Here is a 25,776-nt window from a genome sequence, read left to right on the forward strand (position 1 = left end):
CTCCGTTTCGACTCCCCAGCGGCGGTGTCCCCGGTGTCCGCGCGACGGCGTTCGCGCGCGGTCCGAAGCGCCTGCGCCCCCGGTGGAGTGGACGGGTGAGCGCGCTCGCGCTCGATAGTCGCCTGAGCGGGCACTATCCGCGCGGTGCGAGGCGCGAGCGAGCGCCTCGACATGCGACCGGGGAGTGAACCGACCCGTGAGCGAGCGCACCGAGGGCGTTCATCGCTCGCTGTCCCCTGCAGTCTCGGTCATTCGGCTTCCCTCTACGACGCAACTAACAGAAACAACTGATACGTGAGCAACACGAACCGACCGATCTCGGAGCCGCGTCACAAGAACTACACTTCGCGGCCTCGAATTCGGCGAGCGATGCCCTCCAACGACGAACCGCAGTCGCTCCGGGCCAACATCGTCCGGCGCTGGAAGGAGGAACTGTTCTCCGCGGACACCGTGGTCGCGGCGGTCGCCGTCGCGGTGGCGATCCCCGCCGGCCTCGCCGCCGCGGTCGTCGTCGGCGCGGCGGCGCTCTACCCGGTCTGGTTCGCGACCGCCGCCGGCCCGAGCCTCGGCTACTGGCGCGGTATCCGGATCGAGGTCCCGATGGCCACCGCCGCGAAGGTCGGCGGCGCCATGGCGCTCGCGACCGCGGTCGTGACGGCTGCCGTGGCCGCACTCGCCCTCGCGGTCGGCGGGGGCGAGGGCGGGACGGTCGTCGCGGGCGGGCTGGTCGGCCTGCTGTTCAGCGGGCTCGCCAGCCGGTTCGCCTTCCACCGGCTCGCCGGCGAGACGGCGTGACCGCGCCGCCGGCCCGTGGTCGCCGGCGCGCTACAGCGTCAGTTCGACCCGGTAGTCGGTCAGGTTCTCGTAGCCGTCCTCGGTGACGACGACCAGGTCCTCGATGCGGACGCCGCCGACTTCGGGGTCGTACAGCCCCGGTTCGATCGTGATGACGTGGCCGGGCTGCAGCTCCTCGCCGCTGGGGGCGAGACTCGGTCCCTCGTGGACGTCGAGGCCGACGCCGTGGCCCGTCGAGTGGATGAACCCCGTCTCGGTCCCCTCGTCGCTGCGCAGCGTCGGCTCGCCCGCGTCCTCGTAGACGTCGCAGGCGGCGTCGTGTACGTCCGCGCCGGTCGCGCCGGGTTCGACGGCGTCCAGCGCCGCGCGATAGGCGTCCTCCGTCAGGTCGTACCACTCCCGGACAGTTTCCGTCGGCTCGCCCCTGCAGAACGTGCGGGTCATGTCGGCGTGGTACTTCGTCGCCTTGTTCTGCGGGAAGATGTCGATGATGATCGGTTCGCCGGCCGCCAGCGGACCGCTCCCGCGGTCGTGGGGGTCCGCGGCGTCGGCGCCGCCGGCGACGATCGTCTCGTCCAGCGCGCAGCCGTGGCGAAGCAGCGTCACCTCGATCTCCGTCTTGACGGCCTCGCTGGTCAGCGGTTCGCCCTCGTGATAGAGCGTGCCGTCTTCCACGTCGGCGCCGGCGATCAGCTCCTCGGCGGCGTGCATGGCGGCCTCGTTCGCCGTCTGGGCCTCGCGAACGTTCGCTATCTCCTCGTCGGTCTTGACCGCGCGGATATCGGAGACGGTGTCCTCGCGGTCGACGGTCACCGAGACGTTCAGGTCGCGCAGGCCGTCGGCCGCGTGGAGCGGGAACCGCGGCGGCGCGACCACGCTGTCGACGCCGTGGGCGTCGAGGAAGTCCGCGAGCGACCGGTAGGTGGCCTCTCGGGGCCCGTACTCCTCGTTGTAGGTGCCGAAGTCGTAGTCGATACCCCGCTCGACGGTCGCGGCGCGGGCCTCGCGCTTGGCGCGACCGAACTCCAGGCTGCGGAGGAAGAACAGTCGCACCTCGCCGTCGTAGAGGGTGACGAACGGGTCCGGCGCGTCGAACCCCGAGAGGTAGTACTGCGTCGAGTCGGTCGAGTCCGCGTGGACGAGGTAGCCGTCGGCGTCCTGTTCGTCGAGGAACGCGTCGAGCGCGGACAGATCCGGGTCCATACGCGTGGGAAACACCGCCCGGGGTAAATAGAGTGCGCCGCCTGCAAACGAGCCGACAACAACGGGCGCCCCACCACGGTCCGTTTCGGCGCGAACCGCGCTGCCAGCCTCGCCGGCTCCGGTAGCCTCATACACCAAGCGAACGACCCGGAGCACATGGACGCCACCATCGAGCGGTCGACGGTCGAGGGCCGGGCGCGCGCCCCGCCGTCGAAGAGCTACACGCACCGGGCGATCCTCGCCGCGGGCTACGGGGCCGAAGCCGCGGTCCGGGACCCGCTCGTCAGCGCCGACACACAGGCTACACGTCGCGCTGTCGAGGCCTACGGCGGCGAGACCAACCTCGCCGACGACCGGTCGACGCTCGAAGTCTCCGGATTCGACGGGCTCCCCGACGTGCCCGCCGACGTGATCGACTGCGCCAACAGCGGGACGACGATGCGACTCACCACCGCGACGGCCGCCCTCGCCGACGGCCTGACCGTCCTCACCGGCGACGGTTCGCTTCGTTCGCGTCCGCAGGGCCCCCTGCTGGACGCTATCGAGCAACTGGACGGTCGCGCCGAGAGCACCCGCGCCAACGGCCAGGCCCCGCTCGTGATCGGCGGGCCGGTTTCCGGTGGCACGGCCTCGATCCCCGGCGACGTGTCCTCGCAGTTCGTCACCGCCCTGCTGATGGCCGGGGCCGTCTCCGAGGAGGGGATCACCGTCGACCTCGAAACGGAACTCAAGTCCGCGCCGTACGTCGACATCACGATCGAGGTGCTGGAGGCGTTCGGCGTCGAAGCGACCGAGACCGAGGGCGGGTACCACGTCGAGGGCGGCCAGACCTACGCGCCCGAGGGCGGCGAGTACCACGTCCCCGGCGACTTCTCCTCGATGTCCTATCTCCTCGCCGCCGGCGCGCTCGCCGCACCCGACGGGCTGGTCGTCGAGGGCGCCTACCCCAGCGCCCAGGGCGACGCCGCCATCGTCGACGTGCTCGAACGGATGGGCGCCGACATCGACTGGGACCGCGAGGCCGGCGAGATAACGGTCTCGCAGTCCGACCTGACCGGCGTCGAAGTCAGCGTCGCCGACACGCCCGACCTCCTGCCCACGATCGCGGTCCTCGGCGCCGCGGCCGACGGCACCACCTCCATCGTCGACTGCGAGCACGTCCGCTACAAGGAGACCGACCGCGTCAGCGTCATGGCCGACTCGCTCACCGAGATGGGCGCCGCCGTCGTCGAGGAACGCGACCGACTCTCCATCCGCGGCGCCGAGACCGATCTGCGCGGCGCGACCCTGCCCGGCCGCGACGACCACCGCATCATCATGTCGCTGGCCGTCGCGGGCCTCGTCGCCGACGGCGAGACCACCATTACGGAAGCCGAAGACGTGGACGTATCCTTCCCCGGCTTCTTCGACACGCTCGCCGAGCTGGGCGCGACCGTCTCGAAGTAAGCGCCGCGGTTCTCGACGGCGAATCGCTGCTCAGGTCGCCTTCGCGATCTCCGCGACGAGTTCGTCGCAATAGGCGTCCAGGTCGTCGGGTTTCCGGCTGGTCACCAGGCCGTCGTCGGTGACGACCGTCTCGTCGACCCACTCGCCGCCCGCGTTCTCGATGTCCGTCTCGAGACTCGGATAGGAGGTCAGCCGCCGCCCCTCCACGGCGCCCGATTCGACGAGCGTCCACGGCCCGTGACAGATCGACCCCACCGGTTTGCCGTCGTCGACCATCTCGCCGACGAACGCGACGGCGTCGTCGTCCGCGCGAAGTCGGTCCGCGCCGACCGTGCCGCCGGGGACGTGGGTCGCGTCGTAGTCGGAGGCGGAGACCTCGTCGATCGTCCCGCCGATCTCGACAGTCTCCGCCGCTTCGAGGTCGTTGTCGACCGTCTGCGCTTCGCCGTCGTCGGTACTCAGTACGTCGACCTCCGCGCCCGCGTCGGTGAGCGCCCGTCTCGGCTGTTCGAGTTCGACCCGCTCGGTCCCTTCCGGTGCGACCAGCACCGCGACGGTCGCCCCGTCGAGGTCCTGCGATTGCATCGTGCTCATTGCACGCTGTTCAGGGGAGAGCGAGACGTAGGCGTTGCACTTGCCTGCGCAACCCGCGCCAGGCCGACTGAGACGGGCGACAGGGCCCGATCAGACGTTCTTCGCGGTCCGGTCGGCGAACTGCTCGCGGACCTTCTTGACCTTCGGCTCGGCGTGGAACTGACAGTAGCGGTCGTTCGGGTTCTTGTCGTAGTAGTTCTGATGTTTCTCCTCTGCCCGCCAGAAGGTGTCCAGCGCCGCGATCTCGGTGACGATCTCGTCGTTCTCGTAGCTCTCGAACTCGCCGCCGCTCTGGAGGTTGTGGACGAAGCGCTCGACGACCGCCTTCTGCTCGTCGTCGTGGTAGTAGACGGCCGACCGGTACTGCGAGCCCACGTCCGGTCCCTGCTTGTCTTTCGTCGTCGGGTCGTGGATGCGGAAGAACACCTCAAGCAGATCCTCGTAGGCGATCGCCTCGGAGTCGTACTCGACCTGCACGACTTCGGCGTGGCCCGTCGAGCCCGAACAGACCTGCCTGTAGGTGGGATTGTCGGTGTCGCCACCGGCGTAGCCGGACGTAACGTCCTCGACGCCGGCCAGTTCCTCGAACGCCGCCTCGATGCACCAGAAGCAGCCGCCCGCCAGTGTCGCTGTCTCTGTTTCGGTCATTACCCGAAATTAGGTGCGAAGCCGTTTGAACCCAGCGACGAGTGGAGCCCAGGCGACCCGCCCCATCTCGGCCCGTCTCGAACCCTGCCACATTCTACAAGGTTCAAATGCCCCCGCCACTCACACGGATACAATGAACGGTAACGAGTTCGGCCGTCTCTTCCGGTTCACGACGTTCGGCGAGAGCCACGGGGAGGCGATGGGCTGTACCGTGTCGGGCTGTCCGGCTGGGGTCGAGATCTCCGAGGAGGAAGTACAGAAGGAACTCGACCGGCGCAAACCCGGTCAGTCGATGATCACCACCTCGCGGGGCGAACCCGACGAAGTCTCGATCAAGTCGGGGACGCTGGAGGGCTACACGACCGGGACGCCGATCGGGATGGTCATCCAGAACAAGGACGCCCGCTCGGGCAAGTACGAGCCCTTCATTACGGCGCCCCGTCCCTCCCACGGCGACTACACCTACTCCGCGAAGTTCGGGACGCGCAACTGGGGCGGCGGCGGCCGCTCGTCGGCCCGGGAGACCGTCAACTGGGTCGCCGCGGGCGCCGTCGCCAAGCAGGTCCTCGACCAATCTGACCACGACGTGCAAGTCAAGGCGCACGTCAACCAGATCGGGTCGATTACCGCCGAGGACGTGACCTGGGAGGACATGCTCGAACACACCGAGGACAACGAGGTCCGCTGTGCCGACCCCGAGAAAGCCGAGGAGATGCGCGACGCCATCGACCGGTACCAGGAGGAAGGCGACTCCATCGGCGGCTCGGTCTACTTCGAGTGTCGCGGGGTTCCGCGCGGTCTGGGCGCCCCGCGGTTCGACTCCTTTGCCGCCCGCATGGGGAAAGCGATGTTCTCGATCCCCGCGACGACCGCCGTCGAGTACGGCCAGGGTCGCGAGGCCCGCGAGATGGCTGGGGTCGACCGCAACGAGGACTGGGAGTTCGACGACGGCACCCGCGACGACGTGGTCAGCGAGGAGGGCGACCCAGTCCCCGTCGGTAACGACCACGGCGGCCTGCAGGGCGGTATCACGACCGGCGAACCGATCTACGGCGAAGCGACGTGGCACGCGCCCGTCTCCATCCCGAAAAAACAGGAGACCGTCGACTGGGAGACCGGCGAGACGAAGGAGGCACAGGTCGTCGGCCGCCACGACCCGAGCCTGCCGCCGCGGGCGGTCCCCGTCGTCGAGGCGATGCTCCGGGTGACCATCCTCGACTTCATGCTGCTGGCCGGCCGGATCAACCCCGACCGTCTCGACGGCCGTCCGGGCGAGTACGACACGGCCTATCACCCCGAGAGCCCCCAGAACGACCCCGACGACGCCGACACGATGACCGAGACGGTCGACGAGGACTGATGCGGGTCCAGCGACTAGGGAGCGACGACTGATGGACGCACGCCAGGACGAGATGTCCAACCCGTTCGGGATGGACGAAGACTGCACGAACTGCCCGGAACTGGTCGAGACGCGCGAGCGGATCGTCCACGGCTACGGCGACGTGGGCGCGGACTTCGTCGTCATCGGCGACCAGCCCAGCGCTGCTGCCGACGAGACCGGTGTCCCCTTCGCCGGCGACCAGTCGCTCGTGTGGGACGTGCTGGACCGCGTGGGGCTCGTCGACGGTGACCCGGGTGCCGCCGAACCGGAGCCGGACGAGGTCTTCCTGACCTACGTCACCCGCTGTCGTCACCCGGACCGGACGGCCACCGACGAGGAGGTGACCGCCTGCGAAGCCTACCGTTCCAGCGAGTTGCGGATGATAAACCCCGAGATCATCGTCCCCGTCGGCCAGCGCGCTATCGAGGCGCTGGCCTTCCAGTACACGACCAAAAGCGAGGACGAGCTGGACGTGACCGAACTCCACGCGACGACGATGCGCGGCCGCGGGTTCGAACTCGTCCCGATGCTCGACCCGGCCGACCAGACGCCCGAGCAGACCGAGGCGTTCGTCGAGCACTTCGCCGACCTGCTGGGGACGGATTACCGCCAGACCAAGGGTCGCCAGGGCAGCCTGGAGACCGGTCGCGGCCCCGACACCGACGAGTGAGCCGACCGCGACCACACTGACAGCACGTCAGTCCCGTCGCCAGTCCCGCTCGGCCAGGTCCTCGGCGGCCGCGGCGGCCTCCTTCCGGAGGTCCGCGACGTGGTACACCACGTCGGTCAGCGTGACGATACCGAGTACCGACAGCCCCTCGGTGACGACCACCTTCTTGACGCCCTCCTCGGCCATCGTCCGCGCGACGCGCTGGACGGTCCGGTCGGGATCGGTCGTCACGAGCGGCGGATGGGCCAGGTCACTGACGGCGATCTCGGCGAGGGGCCGGCCCCGTTCGCGGGCCGCTTCCAGCGCGTCGGTCTCGGTGACGATCCCCATCGGCGTCTCGCCGTCGATCACGACGACGCTGCCGACGCCTTCGCCGAGGAGCTTCCCGACGGCGTCGTCGAGGCTCGCGTCGATATCGACCGTCACCACGTCGGCCGTCATCAGCGCTCGAACGAGCACGGGTTCAGTCGCCGATGTCGACGACGAGGACGGGCGTGTTGACGTCTTCGAGGACGCGGTCGGTGACGCTCCCGAGGTTCTGCACCCGGTCGCGGCCGGTGCGGCCGTGGGTGCCCATCACGACGAGGTCGATGCCCGCTTCGCCGACGTAGTCGACGATCTCGCGGTGGGGGATGCCGTCGCGCAGCTCCGTCTCGACGACGAGCCCCGCGTCTTCGAGGTCGACCTCCAGGTCCTCGACGGCCCGCTCGCCCTCGACCTCCAGCGAGCGGACGATCTCGTCTTTCGTGTCCGCCTCGGCCGCGCGGTACCGACGGCTGTCGACGACGTACAGCACGTGAACCGTCGCGTCGTTGTCGCGTGCGATGCCGATGGCGTGTTTCACCGTCTCGGTCGTCCCCTTGCTCCCGTCCGTCGGCAACAGGATATCGTCGTACATACCCGACGGTTGCGCCCCTGGGTAAATAGTGGTAGGTGGCGGTTCTCGCGGATCGAAACGCTTTCCGGCGTCTCCTCGGTCCGGTCGGCGGCGTCACCGCCCGGTGAAGTTCGGGTGGTCGCCGACGTGTTTCGGGAGGTAGCGTCGTTTCCGGGGGAGGCCCGCGGTCTCCTCGCGGACGCGCTTGCCCAACGCCTCGGGCGTCAGCTCGACCTCGGTATCCTCGGCGCGAACGTTCACGTCGAGGCTCCCGCTGTCGAGTTCGCGGTCGCCGACGACGGCGTAGTAGGGCACCCAGTCGGTCTCGGCGCGGGCGATGCGCTTGCCGACCGTCTCCGAGCGGTCGTCCACGTCCGCCCGGATATCCGCCGCCCCGAGGTCGTCGACCAGTTCGTCGCAGTACTCGACGTGTTCCTCGCCGACCGGGACGAAGCGAACTTGCGTGGGCGAGAGCCAGGTGGGCAGTCGCGGCGTGTCCATCGTCGCCGCCTCCTCCAGCAGCGCGGCGATAACCCGCTCGATCCCGCCCGACGGCGAGTAGTGGAGGATCGGCGGGTGGTGGCTCCCCTCGGCGTCCGTGTAGGTGATGTCGAACCGCTCGGCGCTCTCGACGTCGATCTGGACCGTCGGGTTCTCGATCGGCCGGCCGAGGCCGTCGATGGCAGCGAAGTCGATCTTCGCCGACCAGTAGTGGTGGCGTTCGGGAACGATCTCGATCAGCGCGGGCGTGTCGAGTTCGGCGACCACTTCGGCGACCCACGCCTCGTTGTCCTCGTAGAACTCGCGGGTCACCCGCAGCGCGGGCTGGTAGTCCAGCCCGAGGTCGTCGCTCGTTCGCAGCGAGAGCGTCGCCTGGCGCAGTAGTTCCCGGCGGGCGCCGTCCATGTCGACGGTCGCGGTGTGCATGTCCGGCATCGTGAACGAGCGCAGCCGCTTGAGCCCCGTCACCTCCCCCTTCTGCTCGCGGCGGAAGGAGTAGGTCGACAGCTCGTAGATCCGCAGCGGGAGGTCGGTCTCGGCGATGTGCATGTCCCGCATGATCGAGAACTGGCCGAAGCAGGCGGCGAACCGCAGCATCATCCGGCGGTCGCCCGATTCGAAGCGGTACTGGCGCTCCCCGAACTTCCCGGCGTGTTCGTCGATGGCTCGGGCGCCCAGGTCGTACATGACCGGCGTCTCGACGGGCATCCCGCCGTAGTCGACCACGAGGTCGTTCACGTACTCCATCAGCGAGTCCCGGACGAGCTTCCCGCGGGGGTACCACCGCAGGTTGCCCACGTCCGATAGCTCGTCGTAGCCGGCCAGGGACTTCTCCTGCATGAGTTCGACGTGCGGGGGCTCCTCGCCGGGCGAGGCGGTCACGCCCTCGACCTCGCTCTCGACGAACGCCCGCATGTCCTCGCTCACCGCGGACTTGGCCGCGACGGCGTCCTCGGTGGTTCCGTCGGGGCGCATCAGCAGCCACTCGCTGGGTTCGCGGTCCGTCTCGTCCCCCGCGCCCTCCCCGCCGGTTCCCTCGTCGCGATGGGCGGAGACGTGCCGGGAGAGCTCCGAGAGCGGGTGTCCCTTGCAGGCGACCTCGAAGGACTTGTACCAGCCAAAGGGCGCTCGCAGCACCTCGTACCCCTCGGCTTCGAGTTCGGACTCGAGGTCCCGCATGACCGACTTGGCGGCGTCGGGGCTCGCCAGGTCCTCGCTGAGGTGGGCGTAGGGGTACAGCACCACTCGGTTCGTGTTCAGTTGCCCTGTCACGTCCCGGAGTTCGTCGGTCGCGTTCGCGACGACGCCCGACAGGTCAGTCTCGTCGTCGGACTCGACGCTGATAAAGACCGTCACGCACTCCTCCATGCGCCCCTCCATCGGGACGCCTTCCGTCTCGGCGAGGTCGTCGGGCCCGGCCTCCTCGCGGGCCTCGAACTCCAGATGGTCCGAGTGGACGAACAGGAGTCGCATACCGAACGGTCGCCGCGGGGAGCAAAAAGCGTGCTGGCGGGATCGCTTCGAGATCCGAAGCAACCGCCCGACCTCGGTCCGATCGCGCTCTACGGTCACCCCGTTTTATGAGCGACCGCGAGAGTCGAGGGACATGGTCCTCGGGTTATCGACGGGTGCGCTGGTCGTCTTCGCGCTGATCGCGGTCGCGCTCGGGCTGTTCGTCTCCGAGTGGCTCCCGCCGGACATCACCGCGATCGGCGTCCTCGTCGCCCTCGCCGTCCTCGAACCGTACACGGGCGTGACGGCCACCGAGGCCCTCCAGGCGTTCGCCAGCCGCGCGACCGTGACGATCATCGCGATGTACGTCCTCAGCGCCGGTATCGAGGAGACCGGTGTCGTCGACTACCTCGGCGCCGTCCTCGCGGAGGTGACCGGCGGCGACGAGACGCGGCTGCTCGGCGCGACCGTCGGCGTGACCGGCCTGTCGGCGGGCGTCGTCAACAACACGCCCGTGGTCGCGGTGTTCATCCCGATGATCACCGGCCTCTCCGAGAAGGCGGGCGTCTCGCCGTCGAAACTGCTGATGCCGCTGTCGTTCGCCGCGATGCTCGGCGGGACGCTCACGCTGGTCGGCACCTCCACGACGCTGCTGGCGAGCGACTTCTCGCGGGATCTGCTGAACCACCCGCTGTCGATGTTCGAGATCACGCCCGTCGGCGCCGTCGTCCTCGCCGTCGGGCTCGCGTACCTGCTGACCGTCGGCCGCTGGCTCGTCCCCGAACGGATCCCCGCCGGCGCCGACTTCACCGACGAGTTCGATCTCGACAGCCACCTCAGCGTCCTCGTCGTCCGCGACGACTCGCCGCTGATCGGCCGGACCGTCACCGACGCGCTCGAGGACGGCGCGGCGACCGACGCGGACCCGCTCGCCGACGAACCGTCGGGCCGACCGGAGAGCGACGACCGGCGGACGCCCGACGCGCCCGGTCCCGCGGCGGCGGAAGCGAACGGCGGCACCCCGGACGCGACCGCCGTCGCGGACGCGGCCGACGGGGACGGCGCCGGACCGGCCGCGGTCGAGACGGTCGGCGAACCCGGGGAGGACGTCGACGTGGACGTGCTCCAGATCGAACGCGACGACGACGCCTTCCTGGCGAGCGCGACCGACCGCGAGGTGCGGGCGGGCGACCGGCTCACCGTCCGCGGGAGTCTCCAGGCGGTCAACCGCTTCGCCGAGCGCCACGGACTCGCCCAGCGCTCGCGGGAAGCCGTCACCGAGGAGCGACTCGCCTTCGCTCCCCACGACGCGACGCTCGTCGAGGCCGTCGTCCACCCCGAGTCGCGGATCGACGGCCGGGTCGTCGGCGACCTGCAACTGCGCGACCGGTTCGATACGACCCTCCTCGCGGTCCGCCGCGGCGACGACCTCCTCCGCGCGGGGCTGGACGACGTGACTCTCCAGCGCGGCGACGCCCTCCTCCTCCAGACCGACGCCGCCACCGTCGACTACTTCGAGGAGGCCAACTACGTCGTCGTCACCGAGCGCGTCGTCGACGGGGACGACACCGAGGGATCGACGGCACAGGACCCGGAGACCGAACCGGCGGGCACCGCACCGACCGGACCGGGCCTGGGCGCCGGCGCCGCGGTCGCCATCGGCATCCTCGCGACGGTCATCACGCTGGCGGCGACCGGACTGGTGCCGGTCACCATCGGCGCGCTCGGCGGCGTGGTCGCCCTCGTCGCGACCGGGACGCTCACCGGGTCGCAGGTGTACGACGCCGTCAACTGGAGCGTCGTCTTCCTGCTCGCAGGGCTCCTGCCGCTCGGCGTCGCCATGCAGGCGACCGGCGGCGCGGGCGCGCTGGCCGCCGGCCTCGTCGCCGTCGGCGAGGCCGTCCCCCCGCTCGCGCTGCTCGCGGTACTGTACCTGCTCACCGCCGTCGTCGCCGCGATCATCACTCCGGTCGCCACGGTCGTCCTGCTGATCCCGGTCGCCGTCACGACCGCCCAGCGGCTCGGACTCGACGGCTTCCCGTTCCTGCTCGTGGTCACCTTCGCCGCCGCCAACGCCTTCATCACGCCCATCGGCTACCAGACGAACCTGATGGTGTACGGCCCCGGCGGGTACAAGTTCACCGACTACGCGCGCGTCGGCGCGCCGCTTCAGTTGCTACTCACCGTCGTGACGACACTCGCGATCGCGACGATGTGGCCGCCCTGATCCCGCTCGTCACTCGGCCGGCGTCGAACCGTCCTCGTCGGGGTCTATCTCCGCGGCCGTTCGGAGTCCCTTCGTCGGCCGCCCCTCGGTCCCGACCGCGTCCGACCCGTCCCGCCGGTCCGTGGGTGTCGCCGTCGCCGTCGGCTTCGGCGGTACCAGCGGCGCGCCGTCGAGAGCGCTCACGCGAGGTTCCAGCCGGTGACCGACGTACGCGTCGGGACCGACAGTCCGCACGGACGGCGTACCCCCGCGTCGGCGCAGGGCATCGACTCTGAGCGGCGGCGGCGGACGGCTCGCCGCGGCCGGAGCGACGAGCGAAGGCGGCGTCTCGCTCCCGACCGTTCCGGTCGTGGTGTCGTCCCGCCCGAGCGACAGCCCGGTCGCGCTGAACGTGAGTGCCGCCGGGACCGCGTCGGTCCGCAGCGTCGGCTCGAACGACCACTCCGCCCGGTAGGCGGTCACCGTCGAGCCCAGGCCCACCTCCGTCTCCCTGCTCGTGCGCTGGGACGCCGGCGCGCCCCGGTAAGTAAGATCGTCGAGCGCGTGTGACGCGAGTACCGAGCCGTCGGCGTCCAGCCCGACCACCTCGACGCCTCGCAGCGACGCCACCTTCGTGTCCACACTCTGGACCGAAGCCTCGACTGTCAGCGGGACCGTGACCGGCGCCGACGCGCCGAACTCCTCGCGGACCGACAGCGACAACCGCGCCTCGCTGAACGGCCCGTTGTACACGCACCCACCGATCGCGAGCACGGCACCGAACCCGCCGATCCGCAGGATATCTCGACGCCTGAACGTCATCGGTCACCACCGACCCCCGAACTCGGGCGTCGTCGCTCCCGACGCGGCGCTCGAACCAGCGAACATACCCGTCCGTCAGTCGTCCGCCTGAAAAAGATTCCTCCGCCGACAGGTCGAGGCCACCGCCGGGGACGGCGACGGTCACCGAGGGTGAGACGCTACTGCTCGTCGTCCTTGAGTTCTTCCAGCTCCGCCTCGACTTCCGACTCCTCGACGGATACGTCCTCGGCGTCGGCGTCCACGTCGGCGGTATCCACCTCGGTGTCGACGTCCATGTCGACCTCGGCGTCCTCGCTCGCGGTATCGGCCGACTCGCTCCCGCCGTCGGACCCGCGCGACCCGCTCGCGCTCTCGGTTTCCTCGGTCGTCTCGGTCGTGCCCTTGCCCATCTCGCCTTTGAGCGTGTCGAGTTCCGCGTCGACGGAGCTGTCGGTGCTGAGCTGTTCGAGCTCGCGGTCGATCGAGTCCTTGTCCGAGAGCACGTCGTCGAACGCGCCGGACTCCTGCAGTTCGTCCATGGCCTGCGAGCGGGCCTCCATGTCCTCCGTGCGTTCCTCCGCGCGCTCGATGGCCCGACCCACGTCCTCGAACTCGTCGCCGGCGCCGGTCATCGCCTCCGAGACCTTGGTGCTGGCTTCGGCCGCCTCGTACCGGGCCTTCATCGTCTCCTTTTTGGTGCGGAACTCCTCGATGCGGCTCTGGAGGGTGTTTTTCTGCTCGACGAGCCGGTCCTGCTGGTTCTGGAGCTCGGCGATCTGAGTCTCCAGGCCCTCGATCTGGCTCATCTTCTGCTTTTTCTTCTCCAGGGCCTTGCGCGCCAGGTCGTCGCGGTCCTGCTGGACGGCCTCGCGGGCCTGTTCGTTGTGTTTCTCGACGTTCTCTTCGAGGCGGCGCTTCTGGATCTCCAGGCGTTTCTTCTGGGTGGTCAGGTCGGCGATGCCCTGTTTCACGTCCTGCAGCTGGTCGCGCAGTTGCTCGTAGGAGTAGTCGAGCGTTTCGGAGGGGTCTTCCGCCCGGTTGAGGACCGCGTTGATCTTCGACCGGACGACGTACGAGGCGCGCGAGATGATTCCCATACCCCCCGCTTTGTGCCCGAGCCTTTAATTGTTTTTCAGCCACACAGTGGCTCGCTTCGGGCTTGCGTGCCCGGGCCGGGTTCGCGGAGCCCCTGTTGAGTCCACGAGCGGGGCCAGCGCCCGCGGCCGGCTGTCGGAGACGTAGTATTCAGTCCCGGTCGAGGGAACGCTCTCAGGTACGATACTCGCGTCCCAATCGTTATTGCCGGGAAACGGTTGGTGGGGATCATGAGTGGCCCGTCGCGCGACAGCATTCGGGTTCTCCACGTCGACGACGACCCGGACGTGTCCGAACTGACCGCCACGTTTCTGGAACGGGCTGACGAGCGATTCGGCGTCGAGACGGCCGCCGACGCCGCCGAGGGGCTCGACCGCCTCGACGACTGTGAGTTCGACTGCGTCGTCTCCGACTACGAGATGCCGGGGCTCGACGGGATCGAGTTCCTCGAACGAGTGCGAGCGGAGTGTCCGGAACTCCCCTTCATCCTCTTCACCGGAAAGGGGTCGGAGGCGGTGGCGAGCGAGGCCATCTCGGCCGGCGTGACCGACTACCTCCAGAAGGAGACGGGGACCGACCAGTACACCGTCCTGGCGAACCGGATCGCCAATGCGGTGGAACACGCCCGGTCGCGTCGGCGGGTCGAACACAGCGAGCAGCGGCTCCGGAAGATCGTCGACTCGCTGCCCCACCTGGTCTACGTCGTCGACGAGACGGGCACCTATCGGCTGGTCAACGAGGCGCTCGCGGCGTTCCACGGCACCACCGTCGAGGCGATCGAGGGCGCGACCGTCGAGGAGGTCCTGAGCGACCGCGCTGCCGCGCAGTTCCAGCAGGACTTCCGGTCGGTCATCGCGACCGGCGAACCGAAGCGGCTCTCGGGCATCGAGGTGACCGACGCCGAGGGGGACAGTCACGTCTTCGAACCGCAGATCTACCCCTACGATATCGGCGAGACCGACGACCGCGCGGTGCTGGGAGTGACCCGCGACGTGACCGAACGGGCGGACCGCGAGCGAAAGATCGAACGCCTCCAGCACCGGACGAAGGCGTTGATGCACACCGAGACGCGCGAGGAGACCGCGCGGGCGGCGACCGAGGCCGCAGACGCCGTCCTCGAAGCCCCGCTGAGCGGCGTGTTCCTGCTCGACGATGCCGGCGAGCGGCTCGAACCGACCGCGGTCGTCGACGCCGTCCACGAGTCGTTCGACGAGGTGCCGGCCTACCCGCGTGAGGCCCCCGACGGGTCGCGCGCCGCGCTGGTCTGGGAGGTCTTCGAGGCGGGCGAACCGGTCCGGATCGACGACGTGTCGGCCGACGACCGAGTCGACGAGGGGACTCCCTCGCGGAGCGTGATCTTCCATCCGATGGGCGACCACGGCGTGTTCGTCGTCTCCGCCGAGCGGACGCACGCCTTCTCGGGTACCGACGAGGTGCTCGTCGAGATCCTGGCGACGACGCTCGAATCCGCGCTCGACCGGACCGAGCGTCGGGCGGCGCTGCGACGCCAGCGGGACGAACTCGAACGGAAGAACGAGCGCTTAGAGGAGTTCACGAGCGTCGTCAGTCACGACCTCCGGAACCCGCTGACGGTGCTCAACGGCGCGATCGAGGCCGCCGAGACGACCGGCGACGCCGAACAGTTCGACCGCTCCCGCGACGCCGTCGACCGGATGGACGCGATGATCGAGAACCTCCTCGCGCTGTCCCGGCAGGGCGAGGCGATCGCCGAGCCGGAGCCGGTCGCACTCGCGCGGGCGGCCAGCCAAGCCTGGGGGACCGTCGAGACCGACGCCGAGCGACTCGACGTCGAGACCGACCTGACCGTCCGGGCCGACCCCGAGCGGCTCACGCGACTGCTGGAGAACCTGTTTCGTAACGCCGTCGAGCACGGCTCCGCGGACCGCTCGGAGGACGAAGCGTCCGCCCAGCCCGCCCTCGTCGTCCGTGTCGGCGACTGCGACGGCGGGTTCTACGTCACCGACGACGGACCGGGGATTCCCGAAGACGTGCGCGGCGACGTGTTCGACTCCAGGTTCTCGACGCGGGCGAGCAACACCGGCTTCGGTCTGGCGATCGTCGAGCGGATCGCCGAGGCCCACGGCTGGCGCGTCGACGCGACCGAGGGCGACGGCGGCGGTGCGCGCTTCGAGGTCACCGGCGTCGAGCCCGCCGAGTGAACGGCCGTCCACCGGGAACGCCCCCCGACCGAGCGGTGGCTGACCGACCGCTCGCCGAAAGTTTCGAGGGACCGAGCGACCAGTTCCAGGTGTGAGCGAACACGTAGTCGTTCCGGGCGGTCGCGACGTGCGCGGGTCGCTCGACGAGCCGGCCGGCGTCGAGCCGACGGCTTGCGTCGTCGCCTGTCCGCCCCATCCGCAGCTTGGCGGGTCGCGCTCCGACCGCCGGCTGACCGCGGTCGCCGACGCGCTGACCGACCGCGGGATCGCCTGCCTGCGGTTCGACTACGGGGAGTGGGACGACGGACCGGGAGAGCTCCGAGACACTCGGGCGGCGTTCGACTGGGCGGGGGAACGCTTCGGCTCCACTGCTCTCTTCGGCTACAGCTTCGGCGGCTGTCTCGCGCTGGCTGCCGCGGCCGACCTGGCGGACGACGACGGGGCACAGCTCGCGGCGGTCTCGGCGCTCGCGCCCCCACCCCGGATCGGCGACGGGTCGGGCGCGGTCGACGCCGTCGCGGCCGTCGAGCGGATCGACTGCCCCGGGCAGGTCGTCTTCGGGAGCCGCGACGAGACGGTGGACGCTCGGCCGGTCGTCGAGCGGGCGCGCGACCGGGGGTTCGCGGTGACGGAACTGGCGGCCGACCACCACTTCGTCGGCCAGGCGGGGAAGGCGGCGCGACTCGTCGCGGCGTTCTTCGAAGGTCGCGTCTGACCGAGGTCGCGGACGGATCAGCGAACCGACCGGATCGACGGTCCACGGCCGTGAGACGTTGACAAACACGCGGATTTGCAGTGGCTCCCGAAACGGTTTTCAGGTCACACCGCGCACGGTCGGTATGCCGACGGAACCGGAAACAGGGTACGACGAAACTCTGGGGAACAAGTTCGTTTTCGTCACCGGGGGCGTCATGTCCGGGCTGGGCAAGGGTATCACGGCCGCCAGCACCGGGCGACTCCTCTCGAACGCCGGCTTCGACGTGACCGCGGTCAAGGTCGACCCGTATCTCAACGTCGACGCCGGGACGATGAATCCCTTCCAGCACGGAGAGGTGTACGTCCTCAAGGACGGCGGCGAGGTCGACCTCGATCTCGGGAACTACGAGCGGTTCCTCGACATCGACATGACCTCGAAGCACAACGTCACCACGGGCAAGGTCTACCAGTCCGTCATCGAGAAAGAGCGGGCCGGCGACTACCTTGGCAAGACCGTCCAGGTCATCCCGCACGTCACCGACGACATCAAGCGGCGCATCCGCGAGGTCGCCGAGGGCAGCGACGTCTGCATCATCGAGGTCGGCGGCACCGTCGGGGACATCGAGGGGATGCCCTACCTCGAAGCGCTCCGACAGTTCGCCCACGAGGAAGACGAGGAGGACATCCAGTTCGTCCACGTCACGCTCGTCCCCTACTCGAAGAACGGCGAGCAGAAGACCAAGCCGACCCAGCACAGCGTCAAGGAACTGCGCTCGATCGGCCTCCAGCCCGACATCCTGGTCGGCCGCGCCGACGACCGGCTCGACCCCGAGACCAAGGAGAAGATCGCGCTGTTCTGCGACGTACCCACGGAAGCCGTCTTCTCGAACCCCGACGTGCCCGACATCTACCAGGTGCCGCTGATGGTCGAGGACGAAGGCCTCGACGAGTACGTCATGGAGCGCCTCGACCTGGCCGACCAGGCCCTGCCCGAGCGCGAGCGCCACAACGAGTGGCGCGAGCTGGTCACCCAGGACCAGACCGGCACCGTCAACGTCGCCTTAGTCGGCAAGTACGGCCTCGAAGACGCTTATCTCTCCATCTACGAGTCGCTGAAACACGCCGGGCTCGCACACAACGTCAACGTCGAGACCGAGTGGATCCACGCCGAGGAACTCGCCGACGGCACGGACGGACAGCTCGACGGCATGGACGCAGTGGTCGTCCCCGGCGGCTTCGGCTCCCGGGGCACCGAGGGCAAGATGGAGGCCATCCGCTACGCCCGCGAGAACGGCGTCCCCTACCTCGGCCTCTGTCTCGGCTTCCAGCTCGCGGTCGTCGAATACGCCCGCAACGTCCTCGGTCTCGAAGGCGCCCACTCCGCCGAACTCGACGAGGAGACGCCCTACCCGGTCATCGACATCCTCCCCGAGCAGGAGGGGGTCGACGACATGGGCGGGACGATGCGCCTCGGTGCCCACGACACCGATATCGAGGCGGACACCCTCGCAGCGGATATCTACGGGGAGGACAGCTGTACCGAGCGCCACCGCCATCGCTACGAGGTCAACCCCGAGTACATCGACGACCTCGAAGCCGCGGGCCTGCGCTTCTCCGGCGAGTCCGGTCGCCGGATGGAGATCCTCGAACTGCCCGAGCACCCGTACTTCCTCGGGACGCAGTTCCACCCCGAGTTCCGATCGCGACCCGGCCGCGCCAGCCCGCCGTTCGTCGGGCTGCTCGACGCGGCGCTGGAGTTACAGGGATCGGCGGAAGACGAAGCCGTCGCGGACACCGAGGAGGTGGAGGCCTGATGGTCGACGTCGACTCGTTCATCGACGAGAAGCTCGACGAGATCGCGACGGAGATCGGCGATGCCAACGCCGTCATCGGCCTGTCGGGCGGCGTCGACTCCTCGACGGCCGCCGCGCTGGCCTACGAGGCCATCGGCGACCAGCTCACCGCTGTCTACGTCGACACCGGCCTCATGCGGAAAGGCGAGACCGACCAGATCCGGGAGACCTTCGACTACATGGACTCGCTGCGGATCGTCGAGGCACAGGACCGCTTCGTCGAGGCGCTCGAAGGCGAGACCGACCCCGAGGAGAAACGCCACATCATCGGCGAGCAGTTCATCCGGGAGTTCGAGGAGGTCGCCCGCGAGGTCGACGCCGACTACCTCGTCCAGGGGACCATCTACCCCGACCGCATCGAGAGCGAGGGGACGATCAAGTCCCACCACAACGTCGGCGGACTCCCCGAGCGCATCGACTTCGACGGCATCGTCGAGCCGATGCGCGACCTCTACAAGGACGAGGTCCGGGAGGTCGCCCGCGAACTCGATCTGGAGGAGATCATCTCCGAGCGGATGCCGTTCCCCGGCCCCGGACTGGCGGTGCGGATCATCGGCGAGGTCACCGAGGAGAAACTCGAAGTCGCCCGCGAGGCCAACCACGTCGTCGAGGAGGAACTCGAAGACCACGATCCGTGGCAGGCGCTGGCCGCGGTACTGGGCAAGGCCACGGGCGTCAAGGGCGACAACCGCGTCCACGGCTGGGTCGTCGCCGTCCGCTCGGTCGAGAGCCGCGACGGCATGACCGCCCGCGCCCAGGACGTGGACTGGGACACCCTCCAGCGTATCCAGTCCCGCATCACCGGCGAGAACGACAACGTGGCCCGCGTCCTCTACGACGTGACCCACAAGCCGCCGGCGACCATCGAGTACGAATAGCGCCAGTCAGTTCGGTCCGAACGCCGCGATCCCCTGGTTCGTCGTGACGACGTAGTACTCGCCGGCGACGGCCTGCGGGCCGACCCACGGATCCTCCCACTCGTCGACCGTCGCGGCGCCGAGCGTCTCGTCGGCCGACGGGTCGACCGAAGTGGCCCTCAGCCCCCCGTCCTCGGCGGTGACTCCGTAGACGAGACCGTCCGCCGCGACGAGTCCGCCGTCCGTGTCCATCCGCTCGACCGAGCCGTCGGCGGCGTCGACCGCGAACCAGCCCCACTCGCCGCGTTCCATGCCCTGTACGTAGACCGTGTCGTCGAGGACGAGCCCCATTCCGTAGAAGGCGGCCTGTTCGAACGCTTCGGGGTCCCCCTCGTAGGTGGCGGGGTCGTCGCCCTCGGGGATCGCCGTCCACAGCTCCGAGCCGTCCTCGACGTCGAGCGCGACCATCCCGCCGGTGTCTCGGTTGGCGATCCGACCGCAGACCGCATAGGCGACGCCGTCGACGACGACCGGCGAGTTGAACGGTGCGCCCCGTTCCCCGTAGAGAATCGTGTAAAAGTCGTTGCTCGCCATCCAGCGCCGTTCGCCGCGCTCGCGGTCGACGGCGTGGATCGCCGCGCGGTCGGTCGCGAAAATCGTGTCTTCGGTCACCGTCGGCGGGAACCGGTTGCGCCACAGGGGGTCCTCGCCCGGGGCGTAGCGGGACGCCCGGCGCCCGTCGCTCGCGTCGTAGGTGGCCAGGAGTCGGTCGCCGACGACCACCGAGCCGCCCTCGGCCGTGACCGGCGACTCGAACGGCGTCTCCAGCGACGCCTCCCACTCGGTTTCGCCGTCGACCGGGGAGAGCGCGGCGAGCCCGGGGCCCTCCGAGAGCGTCCCGACGACGAGCCGCTCGCCGTCCGACCCGAGCGTCCGGGCCGGCGACGTCTCCCCCTCGCCGTCCGCGTCGGACATCGGGAGCGACCGCTCCCACTGCCGGTCACCGGTGGTGAGGTCGAACGCCGAGACGACCGTCTGCCAGCCGGAGTCGTCGCTGATATCGGCGGCGGCGAAGACCGTCCCGTCGAGGGCGATCGGCGAGGAAATCGCACTCACCCCCGCGGACGCGTCGGACCCCTCGCGGAAGCTGGCCGTCCACGCCACCGAGAGGTCGCCGCCCGGGCCGGGAGCGGATGGGTGGACGGCCGTGTTGCGCGGCCCGAAGCGAGCGCTCGGCCAGTCGGTCTCGCCGGGCTCGAACCCGGCCGACTCGCCGATACCGGCCGGACAGCCGGCGACTGTGGCGGCGCCGGCCGCACCGAGCGCGCGGAGGAGCGAACGTCGTCGGAGAGGCGCGTCCATGTCGAGCGTTTCGAAGGGATTGGTAAGTGCTTTTTCCTGTTCGTGTGATTGGTTCGGGCCCCGACCGGGTCGGCTGTCGGAAACGTGAGACACAAGCCCCCGGGTGTCGTGCGTGTCCGTATGAAGGCAGTGTTCGCAGGCAGCGACACCGAGGGGCTGGCCGACGAGTTGCGCGACCGGGGGGCGACCGTCGGGATCGTCGACGGCGTCGCCAACCGGCCCGCGCTCGAAGACGCGGGCGTCGTGGACGCCGACGTGTTCGTCCTCACCGACGTCGGCCAGGCCACCTCGATCGTCGTCGCCAGGGACCTCAACCCCGACGTGCGTGTCGTCGCCTACACCCCCGACTCGCTCCCGGAGTTCGTCAGCGGCCAGCAGGTCCTCGCGATGGACCCCGCCCTGTTCGACGCCGACACCGTCGCCGAGGAACTGACAGAGGCGGCCGGCTCCGAAGAGTAACGCCCGGGACGCTCCTGACGGGACCGACCCTGTCGGGCTCGGGACAACACTAATGTCCTTCCGAGAGAAATTCACGACGTATGACCGATGTGTCGATCGGTCCGACGACCACTGCATCGGCGATAGCGGCCGCCCTGTCGGCCTGGCGCGAGGGCGTCGGTGCCCTGGCCGGCGGCGCCTTCCTCGGTGCCCTCCTCCGGTCGCTGCTGGCGATCAACGGCGTCTCGGCGCCGTCCGCGGCCACGGCCGTCGGCGGCGGCGCGGTCGCCGCGCTCGTCTGCGTTCTCGGGGCGATCGCGGTCGGCGCGGCCCGCCGTCGCGTTCGGTTCGGGCGCGACGCTCTCACCGTCGAGCAGGGACTCTCGCCCGGCGCGACCGCCGTCGAGTACGACGATATCGACCTCGCGATCCGCCGTGACACCGGGGGCGACCGACGGCTGGGGACGGCGAGCTACGAACTGGTCCGGTCGGGGGCGTCGAACCGCTTGCTCGGTCACCTGCGCGACCCCGACAAAGTCGAGCGCGCGCTTGACGCCCGCGTGCCGACCCCTCGCGAACGGATCGGTGCCGCCGACGAAGCGACGGTTCGCGAGGCGCTTCAGCGGAGCCGCGTGTTCTGGCGGGGCTGGCCGAGCGACGAGCCGCTCCCGCGGTCTGCGGTCGTGGCCGACGAGACGCTCGTCGAGACACTCGACGGGGAAGAAGACGTGACTCCCGTCCGCGGGGACGAGGACGACGAGCGACCGCGTCGGTCGACACCGGGGCGAGACCGACCGGCTACGCTCGACGGGATCGCCCGACGGGGGAACACCACCGAGGCCGAGGAGTTCACCGGCGGAACCGGGGGCGACGGTGTCGCCGAGTAGTGTCCGGGGCACCGAACCGGGACCGCGGGCGACCGCCCGCTCCCCCCGAAGCTTATGCCCGAACGCCGACTAGTTGGTACGATGACCGATCCGATCCCGAGCGAACGGTTCGCCGGTGCCGTTCCCGCGCTTGGATCAGAGCTGCGCGTCTATCGCGACCGGCTGGAGTACGACCCCGGCGGGCTCGGCGGCCTCGTCCGGGGACCGAAGACGGTCGCGTTCGAGGGTGTCGACCTGGTCCTCCGCCGCGACGGGCGCCTCGACCGCCTGCTCGGGGCCGGAAGTTACGACCTGATCCGGTCGGGGGAGCCGACGGTCAGGATCCACCACGTCACCGACACCGACGAGGCCGAGCGAGCGCTCGACGGGCGCGTCCCGCGTCCGCGCGAGCGGGTCGAAACGGCCGACGAGGCGGAGGCTCGCGCGGCGCTCCAGCAGGAGCGCGTCGCCTGGCGTCGCTGGCCCGACGACGAGCCGCTGCCCCGGACGGCAGTCGTGACCGACCCCGACCTGGTCGAGCGGTTGACCGCCGAGGAGACTGTCGAACGGCCCGAGGTGAGCCGCGCCGAGGACGCCCGCCCCTCCGGCGTCACCGCCACCGACTTCGAGAACGGGACGTTCCCCGGCGGCGGCGGGGGCGGGGACGCCGACTTCACCGGCGGAACCTCGCGCCACTCGCCTGGGCTCGCCTCTAACGAGGGCGGCGCGGAGAAGAACGTCGGCAGCGAATCCGCCGGCGATATGTGAGTCGTCGACCCGTCCGGTAGGCCGGGCTCAGAGTCGTCCCGCGAGGTCGGTCAGGCGGTCGCGACCGCCGCGTTCGAACGGGACGCCGTGACCCGGGGCCGCGACGTCGAACGCGGGGGCCGCCTCGCCCAGGTCGCGGATGCTCCGTCGGACATCGTCCGTGTCGGCCGAGATGATCCACGACGAGGGGTCGAGGTGGCCGTCGGACTCGCGGACCAGATCGCCCAGGATGGCGATGCCGAGCGCTTCGCTGACGTAGGCGACGTGACCGGGGGTGTGGCCGGGCGTCTCGTAGGCGGTGAACGAGCCGACCGCGTCGCCGTCGGCCAGCGGGACGACCTCGGTTTCGGGCGGCGTGACCAGCGGACCGACCAGCCGCTGAAAGGCGCCTTTCGGTATCGAGAACGGCGGTCGCTCGCGGCCGGCTACCAGCGGAGCGTCCCGCCGACCGGCGTACATCGTGACGTCGAGGCCGTCGAGGCGCGCCAGGCCGCCGACGTGGTCGAGGTCGTAGTGGGTGATCAGCACCCGGTCGAGGTCGTCGGGCGCGAACCCCGCCTCGACGACGGCGTCGAGCAGGCGACCGCCGTGCCACGGCATGCCCGCGTCGACGAGCGTCAGCGCCCCCTCGTCGTCGACGAGGTAGGCGTTGACACCGCCGAGTTCGATCCACCAGGCGTCCTCGGAGAGTCGCGTGACCATACGTCCGCGTACGGCCGTCGGCGGGATAAACAGGCGGTCGCGGCGTGAAATCGACGAGCGGCCGTGGAAGCGGCCCCTATCGCTCGATCGTCACGTCGAGCGAGCGGTCTCGCGAGGACGGACCGAGCGAGACGAGGTGGTCGCCCGAATCGACGGTCCAGCCCGCATCGGCGTCGTAGCGGCCGAACGCTCGCTCGTCGAGGTCGAGAGTGACCCGACGGGACTCGCCCGCGCCGAGCGCCAGCGAGGCGAATCCACCGAGTTCCCGCGGCGGGCGGTCGAGGTCGTCGGGCGCCGTCGGCGAGTCGACGTACGCCTGGACGACCGTCCGGCCGGGGCGGTCGGCGGTGTTCTCGACGGTCACCGCGACGGTCGAGTCGTCGACGACCTCGGCGTCGCGGTACTCGAAGCTCGCGTACGAGTGACCGTGGCCGAACGGGTAGGTCGGCTCGGCGCCGGTCGCGTCGAAGTGGCGATAGCCGACGAGCAGCCCTTCGTCGTAGTGTGCCTCCCCGTCGACACCGGGGTACCGGCGTTCGTCGGCGGTGGGATACGACTCCTCAGGGGCGAACGTGACCGGGAGGCGCCCGCCGGGGTCGCTGTCACCGTAGAGGACGGCCGCGGCGGCCGACCCGTGGGCCTGACCGGGGTACCACTCGGCGACGACGGCCGCCACGTCCTCGCGCCAGGGCGTCGCGAAGGGGCCGCTCGTGTTGGCGACGACGACCGTCCGGTCGTTGGCGGCCGCGACCGCTTCGATCAGGTCGTCCTGGTCGCCGGGGAGCGCGAGCGTCTCGCGGTCGGCGGCCTCCGTCGCCTGGTCGCGGACGAAGACGAGCGCCACGTCCGCATCCTCGGCTGCTGCGACGGCCTCGTCGACGGACGCGTCGGCTTCCGCTCCGTTCTCGTCCGCCCCGTCGTCCGGTTCGAACGCGTCGAACAGCGAGACGTCCTCGACTCGGGGATGGCCGCGGGCGACCGAGACCGACCCCGCCGCGCGGGCCTCGATCCCCTCGACGGGGCTCGTCTCGGTGAACGGCGTCGTCTCCGAGGAGCCGCCCCCGCCGAGGATGGCTTCGTCGACGTTCGGGCCGACCACGGCCACGTCGGCGTCGTCCGAGAGGGGAAGGACGCCGTCGTTGTCCAGCAGGACCGTCCCGCGGACCGCGATCCGCTCGGCCAGGTCGCGGTGTTCGGGCGTGTCGACGGCGCCCTCGGGAGCCTCGGCGTCGCGGCTCCCGTCGAGCAGGCCGTGGCGCTCCAGCTGGGTGAGCAGCCGCCCGACCATGTCGTCAAGCCGCGACTCGGGCACCTCGCCCGATTCGACGGCGTCGGCCAGTTCCTCCCGGTAGAGACCACCGGTCCGCGGGTCGGGCATCCCGTCCGCGTAGTCGAAGCCCTCGGTCGGGTCCTCGGGGCCGGCGCCGGTCTCGGACGCCTGCGCGTCCCGATCCGCACCCTCCTCGTCCGCCGCGCCCATCGACTCGAACAGCTCCTCGGCGGAAATGCCGGGCATCTGGAGGTCGAGGCCGCCGTTCGCGGTGCCGACGACGCTCTCGGTCCCGAACCAGTCGGACATGACCACGCCGTCGAAGCTCCACTCGTCTTTGAGCGTCTCCGTGAGCAGTCCCTCGTGTTCGCTCGCGTACGTTCCGTTGACGCGGTTGTACGAGGACATCACCGCGCCGGCGCCGGCCTCGACGGCGTCGCGAAAGCCCGGGAGGTACAGTTCGCGGAGGACGCGCTCGTCGACCTCGGCGCTGACCGAGGCACGGGCCGTCTCCTGGTTGTTCGCGACGAAGTGTTTCGGCGTCGCGACCACGCCCGACGACTCGATGCCGTCGACGACGCTCCCGGCGAAGCGACCGGTGACGACCGGGTCCTCGGAGTAGTACTCGAAGTTTCGCCCGCAGTGGGGCACCCGGATCAGGTTCAGCCCCGGCCCGAGCAGTACGTCCTGGTCGCGCGCCAGCGCCTCGCGGCCGAGCGTCCGGCCGAACTCCCGCGCCAGCCCGGGGTCGAACGACGACGAGAGCGCCGTCGAGGCCGGGAACGCCGTCGCCGGTTCGTCCGTGCGGACGCCCAGCGGCCCGTCGCTGAACCGGGCCGCGGGGATATCCAGTCGCTCGACGCCGGGGACGAACCCCGTCGCCGTCCCCTCCGTGTCCGTCGCGCCGTGGGTCAACCGCACTTTCTCCGCCAGCGTGAGTTCCGAGAGCAAGCGCTCGACAGTGTTCGATGGCATTGATTGGACGTTCAGTCAGGATCGACTTAACGGTTCTCCCTCCGCGATAAAAGCGGGGACCGGACGCCTGACAGCCGGAGGGCGGTACGGGAGAGGGAGGTCCGGGGGGACGGAGGGGGCGGGGGAACGGGCCCGAGAGG

At 70.0% G+C, this 25,776-nt stretch carries 23 protein-coding genes; 12 read left to right on the forward strand and 11 right to left on the reverse strand.

Annotated elements, in window-relative coordinates; all coding sequences use genetic code 11:
• Positions 1–369 precede the first annotated feature (369 nt).
• Positions 370–795 (forward strand): hypothetical protein, encoded by a 426-nt coding sequence (locus tag C475_RS14630; protein ID WP_006884628.1) that lies wholly within the window; start codon positions 370–372, stop codon positions 793–795.
• A gap of 30 nt (positions 796–825) precedes the next feature.
• Here C475_RS14630 and C475_RS14635 read toward each other — a convergent pair whose 3' ends face one another.
• Positions 826–1,998: a M24 family metallopeptidase gene (locus C475_RS14635; protein WP_006884629.1), complete on the reverse strand. Its 1,173-nt coding sequence runs from the start codon at positions 1,996–1,998 to the stop codon at positions 826–828.
• Positions 1,999–2,154: 156 nt separating this feature from the next.
• Between C475_RS14635 and aroA the strand changes: the two genes are divergently transcribed.
• Positions 2,155–3,444, forward strand: coding sequence for a 3-phosphoshikimate 1-carboxyvinyltransferase (gene aroA, locus C475_RS14640; protein WP_006884630.1), 1,290 nt, complete (start codon positions 2,155–2,157; stop codon positions 3,442–3,444).
• A 30-nt stretch (positions 3,445–3,474) separates the two neighbouring features.
• On the opposite strand, the gene C475_RS14645 is transcribed toward aroA, so the two are convergent.
• Both C475_RS14645 and msrA read right to left on the reverse strand, forming a co-directional pair.
• Positions 3,475–4,038: a type 1 glutamine amidotransferase domain-containing protein gene (locus C475_RS14645; RefSeq protein ID WP_006884631.1), complete on the reverse strand. Its 564-nt coding sequence runs from the start codon at positions 4,036–4,038 to the stop codon at positions 3,475–3,477.
• Positions 4,039–4,128: 90 nt separating this feature from the next.
• On the reverse strand, positions 4,129–4,686 hold the full coding sequence (gene msrA, locus C475_RS14650) for a peptide-methionine (S)-S-oxide reductase MsrA (RefSeq protein ID WP_006884632.1): 558 nt from the start codon (positions 4,684–4,686) through the stop codon (positions 4,129–4,131).
• 133 nt (positions 4,687–4,819) lie between these two features.
• Here msrA and aroC point away from each other — a divergent pair, with 133 nt between their 5' ends.
• Together aroC and C475_RS14660 are read left to right on the forward strand one after the other, a co-directional pair.
• Positions 4,820–6,046 carry a chorismate synthase gene (aroC, locus tag C475_RS14655; RefSeq protein ID WP_006884633.1) on the forward strand — a complete coding sequence of 409 codons (1,227 nt, stop codon included), beginning with the start codon at positions 4,820–4,822 and terminating at the stop codon, positions 6,044–6,046.
• 31 nt (positions 6,047–6,077) lie between these two features.
• Positions 6,078–6,737 (forward strand): uracil-DNA glycosylase, encoded by a 660-nt coding sequence (locus C475_RS14660; RefSeq protein WP_006884634.1) that lies wholly within the window; start codon positions 6,078–6,080, stop codon positions 6,735–6,737.
• Positions 6,738–6,764: 27 nt separating this feature from the next.
• Here the strand turns inward: C475_RS14660 and C475_RS14665 are convergent, their stop codons facing one another.
• The 3 genes from C475_RS14665 to C475_RS14675 form a co-directional block, all read right to left on the reverse strand.
• A complete protein-coding gene (locus C475_RS14665; protein ID WP_235728461.1) occupies positions 6,765–7,178 on the reverse strand; it encodes a CBS domain-containing protein in 414 nt (137 codons plus the stop codon).
• A 22-nt stretch (positions 7,179–7,200) separates the two neighbouring features.
• On the reverse strand, positions 7,201–7,635 hold the full coding sequence (locus C475_RS14670) for a universal stress protein (protein WP_006884636.1): 435 nt from the start codon (positions 7,633–7,635) through the stop codon (positions 7,201–7,203).
• A gap of 93 nt (positions 7,636–7,728) precedes the next feature.
• The gene (locus tag C475_RS14675; RefSeq protein WP_006884637.1) at positions 7,729–9,588 is read right to left on the reverse strand and encodes a threonine--tRNA ligase; all 1,860 of its coding nucleotides are present in this window, start codon (positions 9,586–9,588) and stop codon (positions 7,729–7,731) included.
• A 133-nt stretch (positions 9,589–9,721) separates the two neighbouring features.
• On the opposite strand from C475_RS14675, the gene C475_RS14680 reads away from it, so the two are divergent.
• Entirely contained in the window at positions 9,722–11,794 is a 2,073-nt protein-coding gene (locus C475_RS14680) for an SLC13 family permease (RefSeq protein WP_006884638.1), read from the forward strand.
• A gap of 9 nt (positions 11,795–11,803) precedes the next feature.
• Here the strand turns inward: C475_RS14680 and C475_RS14685 are convergent, their stop codons facing one another.
• Positions 11,804–12,595, reverse strand: a complete 792-nt coding sequence (locus tag C475_RS14685; RefSeq protein WP_006884639.1) for a hypothetical protein — start codon at positions 12,593–12,595, stop codon at positions 11,804–11,806.
• A 158-nt stretch (positions 12,596–12,753) separates the two neighbouring features.
• On the reverse strand, positions 12,754–13,671 hold the full coding sequence (locus C475_RS14690) for a PspA/IM30 family protein (protein ID WP_006884640.1): 918 nt from the start codon (positions 13,669–13,671) through the stop codon (positions 12,754–12,756).
• A gap of 228 nt (positions 13,672–13,899) precedes the next feature.
• On the opposite strand from C475_RS14690, the gene C475_RS14695 reads away from it, so the two are divergent.
• The 4 genes from C475_RS14695 (at position 13,900) to guaA (ending at position 19,276) form a co-directional block, all read left to right on the forward strand.
• Complete coding sequence (locus C475_RS14695) at positions 13,900–15,849, forward strand: response regulator (RefSeq protein ID WP_049930685.1); 1,950 nt, start codon at positions 13,900–13,902, stop codon at positions 15,847–15,849.
• Positions 15,850–15,940: 91 nt separating this feature from the next.
• Positions 15,941–16,564 carry a thioesterase domain-containing protein gene (locus C475_RS14700; protein ID WP_006884642.1) on the forward strand — a complete coding sequence of 208 codons (624 nt, stop codon included), beginning with the start codon at positions 15,941–15,943 and terminating at the stop codon, positions 16,562–16,564.
• A gap of 124 nt (positions 16,565–16,688) precedes the next feature.
• On the forward strand, positions 16,689–18,359 hold the full coding sequence (locus tag C475_RS14705) for a CTP synthase (RefSeq protein ID WP_006884643.1): 1,671 nt from the start codon (positions 16,689–16,691) through the stop codon (positions 18,357–18,359).
• The gene (gene guaA / locus C475_RS14710) at positions 18,359–19,276 is read left to right on the forward strand and encodes a glutamine-hydrolyzing GMP synthase (protein ID WP_006884644.1); all 918 of its coding nucleotides are present in this window, start codon (positions 18,359–18,361) and stop codon (positions 19,274–19,276) included. Before C475_RS14705 ends, guaA begins: the two co-directional genes overlap by 1 nt.
• Before the next feature lie 6 nt (positions 19,277–19,282).
• Here the strand turns inward: guaA and C475_RS14715 are convergent, their stop codons facing one another.
• Positions 19,283–20,617, reverse strand: coding sequence for a PQQ-binding-like beta-propeller repeat protein (locus C475_RS14715; protein ID WP_006884645.1), 1,335 nt, complete (start codon positions 20,615–20,617; stop codon positions 19,283–19,285).
• 120 nt (positions 20,618–20,737) lie between these two features.
• Between C475_RS14715 and C475_RS14720 the strand changes: the two genes are divergently transcribed.
• From C475_RS14720 to C475_RS14730, 3 genes are all read left to right on the forward strand, one after another.
• Positions 20,738–21,076, forward strand: a complete 339-nt coding sequence (locus tag C475_RS14720) for a DUF7126 family protein (RefSeq protein ID WP_006884646.1) — start codon at positions 20,738–20,740, stop codon at positions 21,074–21,076.
• A gap of 80 nt (positions 21,077–21,156) precedes the next feature.
• A complete protein-coding gene (locus C475_RS14725) occupies positions 21,157–21,942 on the forward strand; it encodes a hypothetical protein (protein WP_006884647.1) in 786 nt (261 codons plus the stop codon).
• A gap of 81 nt (positions 21,943–22,023) precedes the next feature.
• The gene (locus C475_RS14730; protein WP_006884648.1) at positions 22,024–22,689 is read left to right on the forward strand and encodes a hypothetical protein; all 666 of its coding nucleotides are present in this window, start codon (positions 22,024–22,026) and stop codon (positions 22,687–22,689) included.
• 27 nt (positions 22,690–22,716) lie between these two features.
• Here C475_RS14730 and C475_RS14735 read toward each other — a convergent pair whose 3' ends face one another.
• The gene (locus C475_RS14735) at positions 22,717–23,391 is read right to left on the reverse strand and encodes an MBL fold metallo-hydrolase (RefSeq protein WP_006884649.1); all 675 of its coding nucleotides are present in this window, start codon (positions 23,389–23,391) and stop codon (positions 22,717–22,719) included.
• A gap of 76 nt (positions 23,392–23,467) precedes the next feature.
• Positions 23,468–25,636 carry a beta-glucosidase gene (locus C475_RS14740; protein ID WP_006884650.1) on the reverse strand — a complete coding sequence of 723 codons (2,169 nt, stop codon included), beginning with the start codon at positions 25,634–25,636 and terminating at the stop codon, positions 23,468–23,470.
• Positions 25,637–25,776 lie beyond the last annotated feature (140 nt).

Source organism: Halosimplex carlsbadense 2-9-1 (assembly GCF_000337455.1).
Taxonomy (GTDB): domain Archaea; phylum Halobacteriota; class Halobacteria; order Halobacteriales; family Haloarculaceae; genus Halosimplex; species Halosimplex carlsbadense.